Here is a 16,644-nt window from a genome sequence, read left to right as displayed (position 1 = left end):
GGTCACTCCTGGAGCCACCCGCCCCTTGCCGTTACTTAAGGCAGGGCCTTGGCGATGGCATCGAAGGCGACCATGTCGTCGATCACCTCGCCACCGGTGGGTTTGGTCTGGGCCTGCCACACCACGATCACGATATTTCGGGTCGGGTTGATGTACAGGTACTGGCCAAAGGTGCCCGCCGCAGTAAAGGCTTTATCGGCTTTGGACGCCTCGGTCCAGCCTGGCCACCACATGGACGCGAAGTCACCGTAGGCCGCGTCCGTGCCGGTGGTGGCGCTGGCGAAGCGCATCCAGCCCTCCGGCAACACCTGCCGCCCACCGGCCTTGCCGCCACCGAGCAGGAACTGGCCGAAGCGCGCGTAATCCTCAAGGGTCGCACTGATGCCGCTGCCCCCGACTTCATTGCCATCAAGACCGTCGAGCCACCATTTGGCATCGCTCTGCATGCCATAGGGCGCCCAGATTTTCTCGCTCAGGTATTGCGTCAGGGGCTTGCCCACCGCCGCGCTGACCAGTTGTCCCAGCACCTGGGTTTCACCGGTGCTGTAGTTGGTCCGCGTGCCGGGTGGCGCGGCGGTCGACAGCGTGGCCATGAACTTGAGCAACGAACCGGGCACCTGCTCGCTGCGCAGCTTGATCAACTGGCGTTCGTCCGAGGACGGGTCGGTGTACTTCTCGTTCCACTTGACCCCGGAGCGCATCGCCAAAATCTGGCGCACGGTGACTTGGTCATAACCGCTGCCGGTCAGCGCCGGCAGGTAACGGGTGACCTTGTCGTCGAGGCTCTTGATCGCGCCGTCCTGCAACGCCGCACCCACCAGGGTGGATGTGATCGACTTGGCCACCGACATCGACATCCAGCGGGTCTGGGCGGTGTTGCCCTTTTCGAAACGCTCATTGACTACTTGGCCGTTCTTGAGCACCAGCAGGCCGGTCACGTGGTTGGTCGCCACATAGTCATCCAGGCTGTAACGCGTGCCCTTGTAGTCGAAGCTCACCGGAGCCAGCGGTTGACTGCTGCGCGGCAACGGGAACGGATGGCCGCCCGCCTTGATCGTGCGCACGGGGAACAGGCGGTCCGTATTGCGGAACGTAGTGATCGCCAGTTCCTGGCTGAGCCTGCCGTCGTAGATGGCCTGCACATCGCCAATCGGCTCCTGCGCATGGGGATACGGCTTTGGGCCATCAGGGTTGACCGCACACGCGCTCAACGACAGTGCGAGGGTGGAAGCCCCCACCCACAGGTGAACGGCATTGCGCCCACCGCGCAATGAATGACGCAGAAACACCGGCATAAACACCTCATTATTATTGTTTGCAGGTCTTGAACGCATCGGCACATCAGCACGGCTGACGTGCCGAGGTCAGCATGCACGGTGGGGTGTTTTAGAGCGCACGGGATCGGGCCCGATCTCGCGCGGGATCGGGCCATGGGGTGGATCAGTCGGGGTCTTGCGCGCAGGCATATTGGCCGTTAGCGCGCAGTTGCCCCACGTCCCGGGCGGGCGGCACACCGAACAGGCGGCCATAGTCCCGGTTGAACTGGGACGGGCTGTTGTAACCCACCTCGAACCCGGCGCTGGCCGCGTCGATCCCCTCCGCCAGCATCAGCCGGCGCGCCTCCTGCATACGCAACTGCGTGCGAAACTCCAGGGGGCTCAGGGACGTGACCGAACGAAAATGCAGGTGGAAATTGGAGCGACTCATCCCGGCGACATCGGCGGCCTGTTCGATTCGACAGGCTTCGCGAAAGTGCTGGCGAATCCACACAATCGAACGCGCGATCTGATTGAGTCGGCTATTGGCGTGCACCATTTGCCGCAGGATGCCGCCACCGGGGCCCTTGAGCAGGCGGTAATGGATTTCGCGCAGCATCAAGGGTGCCAGCGTCGGCACATCCTCCGGTGTTTCCAACAGCGCCACCAGGCGTGCAGCGGCCTCCAGCAGCGCCGGCGAGGTGTCGTTGAGCAACAACCCGGAAGCAGGCCCGGCGAGCTCCCCAACGACGGGATGACGCATGGCCAGTTCGGCGATCTCGCGTATATCCAGGTCGATCTGCAGGCACAGATAAGGCTCGGCCTCAGTCGCCTGGATCACCGAACCCATGACCGGCTGCGCCACCGAGGCGATCAGGTGCCGCGCACGGTCATACACATAGGTGGTGCTGCCGACGCTCGCCTGCTTGCGTCCCTGCGCCACCAGGCACACCGTCGGTTCGAACACCACCGGCATCGGCTCGCTGGGGGACGACCAGCGGATCAGTTTCACCCCGGGCACCGCCGTCTCGAACGTACCGTCAGTGGCGGTCTGGCGTGAAATAAGCTGGGCAAGGCTCGTCAGTGTGGTCATGGAAGTTTCCCGTTCTGCGCAGGGGTCCGTTTTCTCACGGTTAGGCCCATTGGGGAAGTCACTTGTCCGCGTCTCTGGAGGATCGTGCAAGCATCCGGGACATGCATGCTACCGACCGCCGCCGCGCCAGGTCGACGATAGGTCTCGAAACAGCGGCGGCCAGCGGTCGTCACTGCCTTGTCTGATTGACCGAAGGAGATCGTGATGAAGTACAAGCAACTGGGTAATACCGGCCTGATCGTCTCGCAACTGTGCCTGGGTACGATGACGTTCAGCAGTGGCGCCGGCATCTATGCGCACATCGGCGCCGTGGATCAGAAAGGCGCCGACGAACAGGTCAAGGCGTCCCTCGAAGCCGGGATCAACTTCTTCGACACCGCCGACATCTACACCCAGGGCGAAAGCGAACAGACCCTGGGCCAGTCGTTCCGCAACCTGGGCGTCGCCCGCGAAGATTATGTGCTGGCGACCAAGGTTGCCGGCCGCATGGGCCCCGGCAAAAACCACGTCGGTGCGTCCCGCGGACACATCATGGATGCCGTCGAAGCCAGCCTGAAGCGCCTGGGCACCGACCATATCGACCTTTATCAGATTCACGCCACCGACACCCTCACCCCGCTCGAAGAAACCCTGCGCGCCCTGGATGACTTGGTGCGTCAGGGCAAGGTGCGTTACATCGGTGTGTCCAACTGGCATGCCTGGCGCCTGGCGACAGCGCAAGGCATTGCGGCTCGCCAGGGGCTCGCGCGCTTCGAAAGCCTCCAGGCCTATTACTCGGTGGTCGGGCGTGACCTGGAACGTGAACTGGTGCCGTTGCTGGAGGCTGAAAAAATGGGCTTGCTGATCTGGAGCCCATTGGCCGGCGGCCTGCTCTCCGGCAAATACAGCCGTGAAAACCAGTCACCCGAAGGTGCGCGTCGTTCCGGGTTCGACTTCCCCATCGTCGACAAGGAGCGCGGCTGGAAGGTCATCGACGTACTGCGCCCCATCGCCGAGGCGCACGGGTGCAGCCCGGCCCGTGTCGCCCTGGCCTGGCTGCTCGCCAAGCCTGCCGTGACCTCGGTGCTGATCGGCGCCAAGCGCCTGGACCAGCTTGCGGACAATATCGCCGCCGTTGACCTGGAGCTCACGCCGCAAGACATGCGCCAGCTCGACGCCGTCAGCCAGCTGCCCGCCGAATACCCAGGCTGGATGGTCGACACCCAGGGCGCCGACCGTTTAGGCGCAGTGGACCTGTGGGACGCCGCGACGGCCCACACCTCCTGAACCTTGCCCGGCAACCGTTGAAAGGACGATAACGATGCAGACTGTACTGATATCCGGCGCCGGTTCAGGCATGGGCTTGCTGACCGCCCAAACGCTGATTCGCCAGGGCTACGCGGTGTTCGCCGGCGTACGTGACCCGAACGGGCGCAACGCCGACCGTCGCGCCGCATTGGAAGGTTATGCCAAGGCCCAGGGCGGCCATGTCCGGGTGGTGGACCTGGACATTCACAGCGAGGCCTCGTGCCAGGCCGCTGTCGGGCGCGTGCTCGCCGAGCACGCAACGCTCGACATCGTGGTTCACAACGCCGCGCACCTGTTTATCGGCGTGTACGAAGCGTTCACCCCCGATCAACTGGCCAGCAGCCTCAACACCAATGTGGTCGGCGCCCATCGCCTGAACCGCGCCGCCCTGCCCCGGATGCGCCAGCAAGGCAGCGGCGTGCTGCTGTATGTGGGCAGCACGATCACCCGCATCGTGACGCCCTTCGTCGGCCCCTACATCACCGGCAAATATGCGTTCGATTCCCTGGCCGAAGTGACGGCCTACGAGGTCAACCGTTTCGGCATCGAAACCGTGATCGTCATGCCCGGCATCTTTCCCGACGGCACGGCTCACTTCCAGTCGGCGGTCTATCCGGCAGACGCGGCGACCGCCAAGGACTACGAGCGCTTCAAGGATGACTACGACCACATTGGCGACGGCCTGCGCGACCTGCTGCGCGGCGCCGATGCGCCGGTCCAGGGCGTGGCGGACGAAATTGCCCGTGTGCTCGCATTACCGAAGGGGCAAAAACCGATGCGCACGGTCGTCGATTACGCCGACTACGGCACCGAGGCCGTGAACGCGGTGACCGAAGCCCAGACCGCGCGGGTCTTCGAGATCATGGGCTACAAGCACCTGCTCAACGTGTCGTAACGCTGGACAGCACCCGGGTGGTGATCGCCGCACGCCACTCGGGGTTCCGCAGGACCAATGGCAACAAACCGCTGTGACCCGCCCCGGGGACGATCACCAGTTCCCGGTCGCGGGCGCACGTCGCGGCCTCGACCAACCGCTCGGGAATTTCCAGCGGAATGACCGCATCCTGTTCTCCGGCGATCACCAGCAACCTGCCGGTGAAACGTCCGAGAATGTCCCACACATCGCTGTCGCTCCAGCTGCGGTGGCGACGAATGATTGCCGAAAATTGCCCACCGAACGGCACTTGGTACGCCTCCGGTGTGTAGATGCCGGGGACGATCAAAATCAATGTTCCAGCATTCAGCGTTTCGCTCAGACGGATGGCGTTGTACGCGCCCATACTGATCCCCACCAGCGCACTGGGCCGCACCTCGCGGTGGCGGATCACCGACAACGCCTGTTGCTCGCGGCGGTAAAGGGACGAATCGGCAAACACACCCCCGGTTTGCCCGTGACCGATGCAATCCAGGGCCGTGGACCCCACCCCTTGCGCGTGCAACATCTGACGCAGCTCGGCGAACACCGAACGGCAACGGGTACCGCCGCCGTGGATGCAAAACAGGTGCGGATCGAGCCGCCCCGTCAGCGTGTCGGCGCGAAGCAGGTGGCCGTCGAAGGGGACGGTGAATTCGGTGGGGGGTTGGAATGGATGCATGGGTGTCAGGGTTCCGGGAAGCGCGCACAAGCACGTTAGCATGAACGCGCGCGCTCTTCCGTGACAAACTCAGTGGAACCACCCGACGTGTTCTGCCCGCCTACACCTTCACCAACGCCAGCGCATCCGCCCCCGCCGCCAGGCGCATCGGTGCGGCCAGGTCATTCGCCGCGCGCCATACCGCCTCAGCGACATCCCGTGCTTCGGTGACCAGCGTGTCCTGCGACCACTCGGCAAAGATGCGCTGGGCCAGGTCGCCGTAGGCCTCGGGAATGCAGCCTTGCATGCGCGGCTGGGCGTTCTTGCCGAAGTCGGTGCCAGGCGCACGACCGGGCAATACCAACCTCACGCGCACATTGAACGCCGCCAGTTCCAGGGCCACCGACTCGGTGAACGCGTTCACCGCCGCCTTGCTCGCGGTGTACACGCTGAGCAGGGGCAGCGACTTGAGCGTCACGCTGGAGGTCACGTTGATGACCACGCCCTTGCGGCGCTCGCGAAACTGCGGCAATACGGCCTGCGTCATGGCCATCGTGCCGAAGGTGTTGGTTTCGAAGAGGCCACGGGCCGCGTCCATGGAAATGCCTTCCAGGGCACCGAGCAAGCCGATCCCGGCATTGTTGACCAGCACATCGATCGGTCCGGCAGCGTTCATCACGGTTTGGATACTCTGCGGATCCGTCACGTCCAGAGGCAACACCCGCAGGCGTTCGGAGAGAGCAAACAACCCTGCGTTCGGGGTGCGCATGGTGGCGATGACATTCCAGTCGCGCTCGAGAAAATACCGCGCCGTCTCCAGACCAAAACCCGAAGAGCAGCCAGTGATCAGTACAGTGTTCATGGGGCGTTTGCCTCGATGATTGACAGGAACACCACGATAGGCTGTCGTAGCCGGACTGAATATCATCGCCAGTCCGTCAATTATGCGCAGGAGTCCGACATGCTCGATCCGCTCGCCGAAGTGGTCACGCTGCTGCAACCCCGTGCCTCGCTGGCCAAAGTGGTCAGTGGTGCCGGGGCCTGGCGGGTCAGTCGCTCGGTGCAGGGCCAGCCGTTTTATTACGCGATTCTCGACGGCGCGTGTCGGCTTTCCATCGCCGGGCAGCCGCCTGTCGGTTTGCAGGCCGGCGACTTCGTGCTGATCCCGGCGGCCTATGACTTTGCAATGATGAGCGTCCAGCCCCTGCCCGCCGAAGCCCCGGACACCGTGCCGGTCGAAGTGCGCCCGCGGGACATTCGCATCGGTCCGCAGGACGCCGCCGTCGATGTGCATCTGCTGATCGGCCATTGCACCTTCGGCTCCCCGGATGCGGCACTGTTGGTCTCGCTGCTGCCCCGGTTGATCCATGTGCGCGGCGAGCGCCGCCTGGCGATGCTGGTGGATTTGCTCACCGAAGAGGCACGCGGCAAACGCCCGGCGCGGGACGTGATCCTGGCGCACCTGCTGGAAGTGATGTTCATCGAAGCCCTGCGCGCGACCCCGACCGCCGGCGCCCCACCCGGCCTGCTGCGCGGGCTCGGCGACGAACGCCTGGCCGTCGCGCTGCGCTGCATGCACGAGCGACCAAACCAGGCCTGGACCGTGGCCCACCTGGCCAAAGAGGCCGCCCTCTCGCGCTCGACCTTCTTCGAGCGCTTCAGGCAAGCCCTCGGCATGGCGCCCATGGAGTACTTGCTGGCGTGGCGAATGGCCCAGGCAAAAAAACTGCTGCGCGAAGGCACCGAGTCCCTCACCGATATTGCCCAACGGATCGGCTACAGCTCAGTAAGTGCCTTCAGCGTGGCCTTTACGCGCTACACCGGACTGGCGCCTGGGCGCTATTCCCGGCAAGCCGCTTTGGCGTGAATGCCTGCTTGACTTTGGTAATGCTTGCTCATACTTTTGTGCCACGGCAGCCAACCATCAAGTAAATGAGCGCTTGCATCCGGCCTGAGTCCAACCAGCATGTTCGTCGATGCTGACTTCGTAATTGCTCATCTTTCGAGTCAGCATGGAGATGAATATGTTTAACCAAACGATCGTCGCTGAAATTCCCTTCGATACCGCTGTGCAGTCCGCACGCAAAGACCACTCGGTCAACCTGAACCACCTCAAAGAGTCACTGGCCTACGGGCTGAACTTCAACACCTGTGCAGCTCACAAGGCCCATTTCGATCGCCTGGCAGAAGCTGTATCGGGTGCTGGCAAAATCGCCAAGTTCTCCACGTCGCGCACAAAGCAGCGGTTAGCCGAGTTCGAATACCCCGAGGCCACTTGTGACCTGATTGCCAAGGCGGCAGCAAACGCCTATGACGCGGCGCTTGCCGAGCAATTCTACTTTGTGCCTTTCCGCCCCGACCCCGGTCCGTACCACCCGAATCGCATGGACGCGTTTGACCGTACCCGGGTCTGGCTGCATGGCGGCAGTCGCGACGAGATTCGCAACCAGGACGCCCTGGCGGCGCTTTCGGATGAGTCGATTTCCGCAGAGGCATTGGAATGGCTGTCGGTCAAAGTGCAAACCTTTGCCTTCCCGACCATTCTGGACAGAAGAAACTACCAGGGTGGTTTCATCATCCGGCTGAAGGACTTGAACCTCCAAAACTACCCGCTGCCCGGCTGGATCAAATTGAGCCGCGATGAAATCCTGGAGTACGGTTCAAGTGCAGACACCTTTCTTAATGCGCCCCTGAAATAAGCGACTGTACAGACTCGGCCCGGCAACGCATCGACGTGTGCCGGGCCGAGTCTGTTCAGCTGTCGGGTGCTAAAGCTTGAGCCCCAGTTTCTCCATCGCCTCGTGGGCCTCGATGGTCATGCCGGACACTTCGGCCACTCAGGGGCTTCTATAGCCGATATGTGCTCAGCACTATTGCTGAGGGCCTGCGATTTCCGTTGAGAAAAAGCGACCGTTGCCAATGAAGTTGCAGAGATGTTACGAATAATGTCAATGCCTATTTCCAACCGGCGCTGAATCGACCCATCGCTGTCACGCAGGGAGCCGCACGTGGAGAACCCGCTTTACACCTTCACCACCCAGCCTTATCCGCCCCGACAACGCTTTGAAGTGTGGCGCGAAGAAGTCAACGCCATCTTCGACATCACGATCAGCGAGCTGGAGTCCACGGCCTTCAACTACCGCCTTGCCACCGGCTACCTGGGTGCGCTGTTGATGGGCTGCGGGGCCTGGGACGGCGCCGGCGAGCCGGTGCCGTACCGGGTCAAGCGTGCGACCCAGATGATCCGCCGCGACAGCCTGGACCATTACTACCTGTGCCTGGGCCTGTCCCATACCATCAACGGCACCGCCGGGCGCACGACGCTGGCGGCGGGCAATTCGCAGATTTACCTGCTGGACCTCGCCCGTGAACTGGACTGCCTGATCACCGCCGGCGACACGATCATCCTGACCATCCCCCGCGACCTGCTCAGCCCCAGCCTGGGTCACAAGGACCTGCACGGCCAAGTGCTGCAAGGCGGCTTGAGCGAATTGCTGGCCGATCACATGCGCGCCCTGCAATACCGTTTGCCCAGGCTGAGCGCCGAGGAAATCCCCCATGCCCAGCAGGCCACGCTGGCCATGGTCTCGGCGGCCCTTGCGCCCTCGGTGGCCAACCTGCACAACGCCGCCGACGAGATCGACTTCACCCTGTTCAACCGCGCCCGCCACTTGATCGAACAGCATCTGCGCAATCCGGATTTGTCACCCACGTTCCTGTGCAAACACCTGGGCATTTCGCGGGCGCAACTGTATCGGGTGTTCAGCCAGGAAACCGGCGTATCCGCCTACATCCAGCAGCGCCGCCTGAACCGGGCGCGGTTGATGATTCAGGGGGATTCCGGGGTGCGGCATCGGGTGTCCGGGCTGGCCTTTCAGTTCGGATTCAAGAGCGATGCGCACTTCAGCCGCGCCTTCAAACAGGCCTTCGGCTACTCGCCTCGGGAAGCCCGGGAAGCCTTGGTGGTGGCCCCCTCCCACGCGCAGGCAGGTCGGCATACCGGGTTTTCACTGCGCAACATTCTGGAGCAGATGCAGCCCGCCTGAGACACCCAGGCAAGTCATTGAGACGCTGGGACAGGAAGATTTTTTCCGCGTTTTTTTCGCCGTTTTATGATTGGCCCCTGTTATCCAGCCCTGAATAAACGGAGAAAATCATGGCCAGGCGCGCACTCAATCGCAACGTCATCGGACCCCTTGTGGCTGCCATCCTGCTGTCGGGATGTGCCAACGGCGTCAATGGCGTCAACGGGCTCAGCAGCCTCAACAACCTGTCACTGCCCGGGATCCAGGGCAAGGCCGGGCCGGACATTTCACTGTTCGACACCACTTACGTGCGCACCCATATCATTTCCGGCAAGACCACCGCCGAGCAACTCAAGGCGCTTTACGGCGAGCCCCAAGACCAGTCGATTTCGGCGGACGGCACCGAGACCTGGAACTACTCCCCCTCCACCACCCAGAACGCGTCGATGCGCCATTTGCTCGGGCTGGTGTCCAACCATATTCCCGGCAACACCTACGACAACGCCCTGGATACACGGCGCACCGCCATCGACAACATCGCCCCCGAGCAAAAGAACCGCCGCCTGAATATCCACCTCAACAAGGGCGTGGTCAGGGACTACACCATCATGTAAGCCACCGCCCGGCGGGCAAGCCGGGCGCACCTTCTGCTTCGTCTAGACTCCACACACCCATCGCCCGTGGAGCACGAAAATGACCGACAAAACCACCCTGTGCCTCTGGTACAACGGCACCGCCCTGGAGGCGGCGACCTTCTACGCCATGACCTTCCCTGACAGCGCCGTAAAGGCCGTGCACCTGGCTCCCGGCGACTATCCCTCGGGCAAACTCGGCGACGTGCTCACCGTGGAATTCAGCGTAATGGGCATTCCCTGCCTGGGGCTGAACGGCGGCCCGGCGTTCCCCCACACCGAAGCGTTTTCCTTCCAGGTGGCCACCGAGGATCAGGCCGAGACCGACCGTCTGTGGAACGCCATCGTCAGCAATGGCGGCCAGGCCAGTGCCTGCGGCTGGTGCAAGGACAAGTGGGGGCTGTCATGGCAGATCACCCCGCGCGTGCTCACCGAAGCTGTGACCCATCCCGACCCGGCCATCGCCAAACGCGCCTTCGACGCCATGATGACCATGGGCAAAATCGATATCGCGGCCATCGAAGCGGCGGTCAAGGGCTGACAATCACCCGCCGGGGCATTCAATCCGAATGCCCCCTGACGATTTCATTCAGTTACCCTTAAAGATTCACACCCTGCTGCCGTCACCCTTACATCCCTGAATGGACTCAACGAGGCCCCTGTGCGTTTTATTTCTTCCCTGTTGCTCATCGGTGGCATCGCCACCCTGGCCGGCTGCGCCACCCAGAAATCCAGTGTCGATCGCATGCTCGCCGGCACCCTTTCCCAACCCCTGGTCGAGAACAGCATCGTGCGCGAAGGCGACGCGCTGAGTTTCGAATTGCTGATGCCGGAGTCCACCGCCGGTGTGCGCCGCACCATGCAGTTCGAAGCCGCCTGCTCATCACCGTCGCTGCATTTGCTCTACCTGGATGGCGCCCAGCGCGTATACCCGCTGAGTGCCGGACGCTACAGCGCACCGCGCAAACTGTCCGATGAATTACGCGCGACCCTGGCCGCCAACCAGACCTTCGTCCGCGCCTGTGCCGACACGCCGAAACCCGACTGGCGTCTGGTCCAGACCAACGAGCGTGACAACTGGGTACTGATCGACGCCAACAGCGTCAAGACCGTGAATGGCGAAACCCGTTTCTGGGCGGCCTTCGATAACCCGTCGGTGCTAAACGACCTGCCGTACAACGCCCCCTACGCGCAAAAACGCGAGTACTTCGCCGTGGCTTGCAACGGCGGTACCTACAAGGCCCTGGCCGGTTATGACATGGATGCGGCCAACCGCGTGAGCGACGGTCGCGTCGACAGCTTCCCGACCCCGCAGCCGGTGGCCGGCGCCAATGCCGACTATACGCTGCTGTTCAACAGCGTCTGCGCCACGCCTGACAAGATCGCCGCGCTGCCGGCCTTCAAGCCGCGCCTGAAGGCCCCCGTGTCCATCGCATTGAACTCGGTGCAGCCGCAGATACTGGCGGCCATTCAGCAACTGAACCTGGACAAGCCGACCCGCACGTTCAAATACGTGCGCACCAGCGGCACCTCGACCTACAAGGGCAAGACCAGCGATTCGAGCAACGAATACTTCATCACCCAGGATGCCCCAAGCGGTCAACTGAACGTGGCCAACCGTGGCCAGGGCTATGAGTCGCAGTCGATCAGCTGGCGCAACCTGGTGCAGTTGGTATCGAAATCCGCCTTTGGTGCCGGTGGCATGGCCGAAAGCTCGACGCTCACCCAATTGAGCTTCAGCGGCAACTGGAAGGCCCTGCCGGTGGGTGACACCGTGGTCTACTCGAGCACCCGTTCGACCCTCAACAGCATCGTCGGCAGCTACGGCAAACCGCAGACCACCCGCTGCGTCGTCGAGCGCGAACTGCAGGCCAGCGAGCTCAACCCGCAATTGCTGGGCAGCGCCAAGGCCTTGTCGTGCACCTATGACAACGACGAGTACAAGCGCGTCAGCCACCTGTACTACCTGACTGACTACGCGTACTTCTACGAGTCGAGCACGGACAAGAACGAGTTCTTCTACTCCACCACCCGCATCGATCGCTTCGAGTAACGGCCCATGATCGACGGCGTACACCTGGAAGCGCGGACCCTGCCGGTCCCGTCCTCGATCAGCCCCCAGGCCCAGGCGCTGCTCAAGCGCCTGGTCGGCGCCGACGGCGTGCCCTTGAACGCGATGCAGCCCCTGCCCGCGCCCGAGGACCACGACGGCTGGCGCCGCCTGCAAGCCCTTGTCGCCCAGCATTACGCAGCCGCCAGCGCCGCCCAGGCGGCCACGCTGCGCGCGACGCTGGCGACCATCGTGGTGGAGAACGCCACCGTGCACGTGGCCACCCCCGCTGAAACCGTGGGCGACAACCTGGCCTACATCGACCTGCACGGTGGTGCGCTGGTGTTCGGCGGCGGTGACAACTGCCGCATCGCCGCCGGCAAGCAAGCCGACCTGCATGGCCTGCGTTGCTACGGCGTGGACTATCGCATGCCGCCGGAACACCCTTACCCGGCGGCGCTGGACGACTGCATGGCCACCTACCGGCATGTGCTCGCACATCACCGCCCGCAGCAGATCGTGATTGGTGGCCGCTCGGCCGGTGGCAATCTGGCGGTGGCCATGGTGCTGCGTGCCCGTGATGAAGGCTTGCCGCTGCCGGCGGCGCTGGTGCTGTTGTCGCCGGAAGTGGACCTGACCGAATCGGGCGACAGTTTCCACGTCAACCGTACGGTCGATGTGATGCTGCCCAACCCGCTGATGGCAGCCAACCTGCTGTATGCCAATGGTGCCGACCTGACCCACCCGTACCTGTCGCCGCTGTTCGGTGATTTCACCCAGGGCTTTGTGCCGACTTTCCTGCAAAGCGGCACGCGAGACCTGTTCCTGTCCAACACCGTGCGCCTGCACCGGGCCTTGCGCCAGGCACGGGTGCCGGCGCTGCTGCACATCTTCGAAGCGATGCCCCATGGCGGTTTCATGGGCGCGCCGGAAGACGCGGAGCTGGAAGCCGAGGTGGTGAGTTTTGTACGGGAACACCTGCTGGCGGGTTGACACATCCGCTGACAATCCATAAAGATGCAGGTCTTCTTCAGGGTGTGTCAGCTCATGTCTGCAACGTCATTCGCTAACCTTCGCGCCATTGGCTTGATTGCCAAGGCGCAAGGCTGCGTGGCGCGCACCCTCAAATCGAAGAAACAGTCGCTCATGTGACCGGGGCGCGCTGTCCCGTCAGATGAGCTGACAGGACATTGAGCGCGACGGACCTCTCCCCCTTTGCACAATTCCCTCTGCCCTTCTGACGGTGACTTGATCGGTCTACCTTCAGGAGAAAGCGCATGTCATCGTTTCAAGGTATCTGGGTTCCCGTGGTCACACCGTTTCACGACGGCGCCATCGACTTCATCGGCCTGCACCGGCTGGTCAGCCATCTGCTGGAAAAACACGTCGCGGGCATCATGGTGTGCACCACCACCGGCGAAGCCGCGTCGCTCAACCGCCAGGAGCAACTGGCCGTGCTTGATGCGGTGTTGCAATGGGTGCCCGCCCACCGCGTGGTGATGGGGCTGGCCGGCAACAACCAGCTCGAACTGCTGCAGTTCCAGAGCGAAGTCCTCAAACGCCCGGTGGCCGGCCTGCTGGTGCCCGCGCCGAGCTACATTCGCCCCTCCCAGGCCGGCCTTGAAGCGTTCTTCCGCGCGGTGGCCGACGCCTCCAGCGTGCCGATCATTCTCTACGACATTCCCTACCGCACCGGTGCGACCTTCGAACAGGCCACCTTGCTGAACATCGTCGCCCACGAACGTATCGTTGCGATCAAGGACTGCGGTGGCAACCTGAATAACACCCTCGCGCTGCTGGCCAGCGGCCAGGTTCAGGTGCTGTGCGGCGAAGATATACAGATCTTCAACGCCCTGTGTCTGGGCGCCAGCGGTGCCATCGCGGCATCGGCCCATGTGCACACCGAACGGTTCGTGACGCTGTGGCAACAGGTGCGCGACAACCAGCTCGCCGAGGCGCGGGCGACGTTTTTTGATTTGTTGCCGTTGATCCACGCGATGTTCATCGAGCCCAACCCCGCGCCGGTCAAAGCGGCGCTGGCCCAGCAAGGCTTGATCGGCAGCGCGTTGCGCGCACCGATGCAGCCGGCCAGCGCAACCCTGCGGGCGCACTTGCAGGCGGTGTCAAACCCCGGCCACTGATCGGGCCAGGTGCAACCGGTGCAGGGTGATCTGGCGCACGGCCTGTTTGCTGAGTTCGATATGGCGCTTGAGCAGGGGCTGCGCCAGGTCATTGCGCTGTTGCAGGATTGCCGTGAGGATCTGCCCGTGCTCGTCGTAGGTGGCAGCGATGCGCTCGGGCCGAGTGAAGTCGAGGCTGCGAATGATGCGGATTTTCTCGGTGATCTCGTGATGCATGCGCGCCATTTCACGGTTGCCGGTGGCTTCCACCAGGGCGCAGTGAAAGCGCTCGTCCAGTGCCGACACCGCCTGGGTATCGCTCAGGCGCTCGCCCGTCTCCACCAGCCAGATTGCCTTCAGTTCCTCCAGCAACGAAGGGTCCACCGCCCCGCCTTCGCACAAGCAGCTGACGGCGGCCAGTTCGAGCACGATGCGCACGTCATACAGCTCCTCGAAATAGTCGAAGTCGAAGGGTTTGACCTGCCAGCCACTGCGGAAATGCACCTCCAGGTAGCCTTCCCGCTCCAGTCGGTACAACGCCTGACGCACGGGCGTGCGACTGGCGTTCACTTGTGCGGCCACATCACCTTCGCTGAAACGGTCACCGGGCAGCAGGCGAAACTCGAAGATATCCGCCTTGAGTTGCGCGTAGATCCGCTCCGCCAAGCTATCGGGGCGCTCCCGCTGTTTGCGTGTAGACACCAGTTGCATGCTCAACTCCGGCTCGCGATATAGGCGCGCCAGCCGCCGAACTCGGTGATATCCAAGGCATCGGCCAGGGCCCAGGGCTCACAGATGAAACCTTTGACGCTGCGCCCGTCCGCCAGCGTGAGCGTACCGATGCCCAATGGTGCGGGAATTTCGGCGACGAACTCACCGAGGCGGGCGATGGGCATGTCCCATAGCTCGACGATGATCGAGCCGCCGCTTTCCGCCCGGGCCAGCCCCGGTTTGGGCGGCACCGTGCCCGGCAAGGCGTACAGGCGATAGGTGTCGGCGGTGCGGGTTTGTTCCACCCATACCGCGTTGCGTTGGGTCAGCTGGAAGTTCAGCGGCATGCCGGTAAGGTGCGCGCCCACCACAGCCACGCGCACGCTGCCGCTGGCTTGCGGGGCAGCCTGCGGCGCCGGCAATGCTCGTCCGGTGGCGCCCAAGGGCAGGTCGAGGCCGGCTTGCCAGCGCTTGCCCAAGTGGGCCAGGGCCGTGTCGTGCCAGGCCGGCGCGAGCAAGGTGATGCCGCTGGGCAAGCCATCAGCGCGCAGCCCGGCGGGTAGCGCCAGGGCCGAAAGGTCCGCCAGGTTGGTGAAGTTGGTGTAGTAACCGAACTGCGAGTTGTAGCGCACCGGTTCCTGCGCCATCTCTGCCTGGCTGCGAATCGTCGGCGAGGTGGGTACCAGCAACGCGTCGAAACCGTTCAGCGTGTCGTTGATCTGTCGACTCAACTCGGCCCGCAGGTACTCGGCCTTGTAGGCATCGCAGGCACTGTACTGGCGGCCGCTGTCAACGATGCCGCGCACCACCTTGTTGATCGCCCCGGGCTGGTGTTCCAGCATGTGTTCCAGTGCCACGGTGCGTTCGGCCACCCAAGGCCCGAAGTACAACTGGTCGGCCAGTGCCTTGAACGGGCTGAAATCCACCGGAGTGATCTGCGCGCCCAACGCCTTGAAGCGCTCGACCGCCTGTTCGAACACCGCCTGGGTCTGCGTGTCGCCAAAGAACTCCAGCACCGACGGGATCGCCAGCGTAAAGGCGGCACCCACCGCCACCGGCGCGGTGTAGGGGTTGGCACGCGAATAGGCATCCGTGGCGTCGTAGCCCTCCACCACCTGCGCCACGGTCGCGGCATCGTCCACCGTGAGGGCAAAAATCGACACACAATCCACCGTGCGACACGCCGGCACCAGGCCGGTGTTGGAGAAACGCCCCTTGGTCGGCTTCAGGCCCACGATATTGTTGAACCCGGCCGGCACCCGTCCAGAGCCTGCGGTGTCGGTGCCCAGGGCAAACGCCACCAGCCCGCGCGCCACCACCGAGGCCGAGCCGGAACTGGAACCGCCACTGACGTAATCCGCGTCGAAGCTGTTGCCCACCGCACCGTAGGGCGAGCGTGTGCCCACCAGACCCGTGGCGAACTGGTCGAGGTTGGTCTTGCCCATCAGAATGGCCCCCGCGTCGCACAGCTTGGCCAACACGGTGGCATCCGACGCGGGCACGTAGGCAAATTCGGGACAAGCTGCCGTGGTTTCCCAACCGGCGGCATCGATATTGTCCTTGATGGCAAAGGGCACGCCATACAGCGGCAGCCGGGTGAAATCGCCGCCCACCGCCGCCAGTCGTTCGGCCAGGCGTGTCAGTTGTTCAGCCAACTGCCTGGGCTGCGCGCGGCTGATCCAGGCGCTGTCGTCGGCGGGATAGCCCACGGCCAAAGTCAACAGACTATCGGGTGTGAGCGTGCCGCTGCGGTACGCCGCCTGCCACTCACCCAGGGTCCAGCCGATTGTGTTGTGCATCGTGAAATCCTGTCTTGTATCCAAGTTTGAATAACCATTAGCAAACCACGGGCCAACCTCCAGAACCCCCGACTCAGAGCGGTTGTGCCCCCCTTTC

The 16,644-nt window shown here is 63.4% G+C and carries 16 protein-coding genes; 10 read left to right on the top strand and 6 right to left on the bottom strand.

The annotated features are described in order from the left end of the window. Positions 1-35 precede the first annotated feature (35 nt). Both ACW9IN_RS02015 and ACW9IN_RS02010 read right to left on the bottom strand, forming a co-directional pair. Positions 36-1,295: a serine hydrolase domain-containing protein gene (locus tag ACW9IN_RS02015; RefSeq protein WP_457364314.1), complete on the bottom strand. Its 1,260-nt coding sequence runs from the start codon at positions 1,293-1,295 to the stop codon at positions 36-38. A gap of 145 nt (positions 1,296-1,440) precedes the next feature. Beyond that, positions 1,441-2,349 (bottom strand): AraC family transcriptional regulator, encoded by a 909-nt coding sequence (locus ACW9IN_RS02010; RefSeq protein WP_457364313.1) that lies wholly within the window; start codon positions 2,347-2,349, stop codon positions 1,441-1,443. A gap of 204 nt (positions 2,350-2,553) precedes the next feature. On the opposite strand from ACW9IN_RS02010, the gene ACW9IN_RS02005 reads away from it, so the two are divergent. Together ACW9IN_RS02005 and ACW9IN_RS02000 are read left to right on the top strand one after the other, a co-directional pair. After that, positions 2,554-3,615, top strand: coding sequence for an aldo/keto reductase (locus ACW9IN_RS02005; protein ID WP_457364312.1), 1,062 nt, complete (start codon positions 2,554-2,556; stop codon positions 3,613-3,615). A gap of 34 nt (positions 3,616-3,649) precedes the next feature. After that, positions 3,650-4,531, top strand: a complete 882-nt coding sequence (locus ACW9IN_RS02000; protein ID WP_457364311.1) for an SDR family NAD(P)-dependent oxidoreductase — start codon at positions 3,650-3,652, stop codon at positions 4,529-4,531. Here ACW9IN_RS02000 and ACW9IN_RS01995 read toward each other — a convergent pair. Next, positions 4,518-5,231: an alpha/beta fold hydrolase gene (locus ACW9IN_RS01995; protein WP_457364310.1), complete on the bottom strand. Its 714-nt coding sequence runs from the start codon at positions 5,229-5,231 to the stop codon at positions 4,518-4,520. The genes ACW9IN_RS02000 and ACW9IN_RS01995 overlap by 14 nt on opposite strands. A 100-nt stretch (positions 5,232-5,331) precedes the next feature. Further along, complete coding sequence (locus tag ACW9IN_RS01990; RefSeq protein ID WP_457364309.1) at positions 5,332-6,072, bottom strand: SDR family oxidoreductase; 741 nt, start codon at positions 6,070-6,072, stop codon at positions 5,332-5,334. A 99-nt stretch (positions 6,073-6,171) separates the two neighbouring features. On the opposite strand from ACW9IN_RS01990, the gene ACW9IN_RS01985 reads away from it, so the two are divergent. The 8 genes from ACW9IN_RS01985 to dapA all read left to right on the top strand — a co-directional run bounded on the left by ACW9IN_RS01985 (position 6,172) and on the right by dapA (position 14,058). Further along, a complete protein-coding gene (locus ACW9IN_RS01985; protein ID WP_457364308.1) occupies positions 6,172-7,077 on the top strand; it encodes an AraC family transcriptional regulator in 906 nt (301 codons plus the stop codon). Positions 7,078-7,222: 145 nt separating this feature from the next. Next, positions 7,223-7,909, top strand: coding sequence for a hypothetical protein (locus ACW9IN_RS01980; protein ID WP_457364307.1), 687 nt, complete (start codon positions 7,223-7,225; stop codon positions 7,907-7,909). A 309-nt stretch (positions 7,910-8,218) separates the two neighbouring features. Beyond that, complete coding sequence (locus ACW9IN_RS01975) at positions 8,219-9,256, top strand: helix-turn-helix domain-containing protein (protein WP_457364306.1); 1,038 nt, start codon at positions 8,219-8,221, stop codon at positions 9,254-9,256. Positions 9,257-9,366: 110 nt separating this feature from the next. After that, positions 9,367-9,849, top strand: coding sequence for a hypothetical protein (locus tag ACW9IN_RS01970; RefSeq protein ID WP_457364305.1), 483 nt, complete (start codon positions 9,367-9,369; stop codon positions 9,847-9,849). Positions 9,850-9,928: 79 nt separating this feature from the next. Continuing rightward, complete coding sequence (locus ACW9IN_RS01965; protein ID WP_457364304.1) at positions 9,929-10,408, top strand: VOC family protein; 480 nt, start codon at positions 9,929-9,931, stop codon at positions 10,406-10,408. Positions 10,409-10,528: 120 nt separating this feature from the next. Beyond that, positions 10,529-11,920 carry a hypothetical protein gene (locus ACW9IN_RS01960; protein WP_457364303.1) on the top strand — a complete coding sequence of 464 codons (1,392 nt, stop codon included), beginning with the start codon at positions 10,529-10,531 and terminating at the stop codon, positions 11,918-11,920. Positions 11,921-11,926: 6 nt separating this feature from the next. Next, positions 11,927-12,910: an alpha/beta hydrolase gene (locus ACW9IN_RS01955; protein ID WP_457364302.1), complete on the top strand. Its 984-nt coding sequence runs from the start codon at positions 11,927-11,929 to the stop codon at positions 12,908-12,910. A 284-nt stretch (positions 12,911-13,194) separates the two neighbouring features. Continuing rightward, on the top strand, positions 13,195-14,058 hold the full coding sequence (gene dapA, locus ACW9IN_RS01950) for a 4-hydroxy-tetrahydrodipicolinate synthase (RefSeq protein ID WP_457364301.1): 864 nt from the start codon (positions 13,195-13,197) through the stop codon (positions 14,056-14,058). Here the strand turns inward: dapA and ACW9IN_RS01945 are convergent. Beyond that, complete coding sequence (locus ACW9IN_RS01945) at positions 14,041-14,748, bottom strand: GntR family transcriptional regulator (protein ID WP_457364300.1); 708 nt, start codon at positions 14,746-14,748, stop codon at positions 14,041-14,043. The genes dapA and ACW9IN_RS01945 overlap by 18 nt on opposite strands. 2 nt (positions 14,749-14,750) lie before the next feature. After that, a complete protein-coding gene (gene atzF / locus ACW9IN_RS01940) occupies positions 14,751-16,547 on the bottom strand; it encodes an allophanate hydrolase (protein WP_457364299.1) in 1,797 nt (598 codons plus the stop codon). Positions 16,548-16,644: the final 97 nt, after the last annotated feature.

Source organism: Pseudomonas sp. SDO5271_S396 (assembly GCF_054071795.1).
Note: the sequence above shows the minus strand (reverse complement) of the source record. Positions and strands in the feature narration are given on the sequence as shown.

What these genes read in the sequence shown, in the direction of transcription:
- ACW9IN_RS02015 (WP_457364314.1), bottom strand. Translation starts at nt 1,295, where the DNA reads ATGCCGGTGTTTCTGCGTCATTCATTGCGCGGTGGGCGCAATGCCGTT.
- ACW9IN_RS02010 (WP_457364313.1), bottom strand. Translation starts at nt 2,349, where the DNA reads ATGACCACACTGACGAGCCTTGCCCAGCTTATTTCACGCCAGACCGCC.
- ACW9IN_RS02005 (WP_457364312.1), top strand. Translation starts at nt 2,554, where the DNA reads ATGAAGTACAAGCAACTGGGTAATACCGGCCTGATCGTCTCGCAACTG.
- ACW9IN_RS02000 (WP_457364311.1), top strand. Translation starts at nt 3,650, where the DNA reads ATGCAGACTGTACTGATATCCGGCGCCGGTTCAGGCATGGGCTTGCTG.
- ACW9IN_RS01995 (WP_457364310.1), bottom strand. Translation starts at nt 5,231, where the DNA reads ATGCATCCATTCCAACCCCCCACCGAATTCACCGTCCCCTTCGACGGC.
- ACW9IN_RS01990 (WP_457364309.1), bottom strand. Translation starts at nt 6,072, where the DNA reads ATGAACACTGTACTGATCACTGGCTGCTCTTCGGGTTTTGGTCTGGAG.
- ACW9IN_RS01985 (WP_457364308.1), top strand. Translation starts at nt 6,172, where the DNA reads ATGCTCGATCCGCTCGCCGAAGTGGTCACGCTGCTGCAACCCCGTGCC.
- ACW9IN_RS01980 (WP_457364307.1), top strand. Translation starts at nt 7,223, where the DNA reads ATGGAGATGAATATGTTTAACCAAACGATCGTCGCTGAAATTCCCTTC.
- ACW9IN_RS01970 (WP_457364305.1), top strand. Translation starts at nt 9,367, where the DNA reads ATGGCCAGGCGCGCACTCAATCGCAACGTCATCGGACCCCTTGTGGCT.
- ACW9IN_RS01965 (WP_457364304.1), top strand. Translation starts at nt 9,929, where the DNA reads ATGACCGACAAAACCACCCTGTGCCTCTGGTACAACGGCACCGCCCTG.
- ACW9IN_RS01955 (WP_457364302.1), top strand. Translation starts at nt 11,927, where the DNA reads ATGATCGACGGCGTACACCTGGAAGCGCGGACCCTGCCGGTCCCGTCC.
- dapA (WP_457364301.1), top strand. Translation starts at nt 13,195, where the DNA reads ATGTCATCGTTTCAAGGTATCTGGGTTCCCGTGGTCACACCGTTTCAC.
- ACW9IN_RS01945 (WP_457364300.1), bottom strand. Translation starts at nt 14,748, where the DNA reads ATGCAACTGGTGTCTACACGCAAACAGCGGGAGCGCCCCGATAGCTTG.
- atzF (WP_457364299.1), bottom strand. Translation starts at nt 16,547, where the DNA reads ATGCACAACACAATCGGCTGGACCCTGGGTGAGTGGCAGGCGGCGTAC.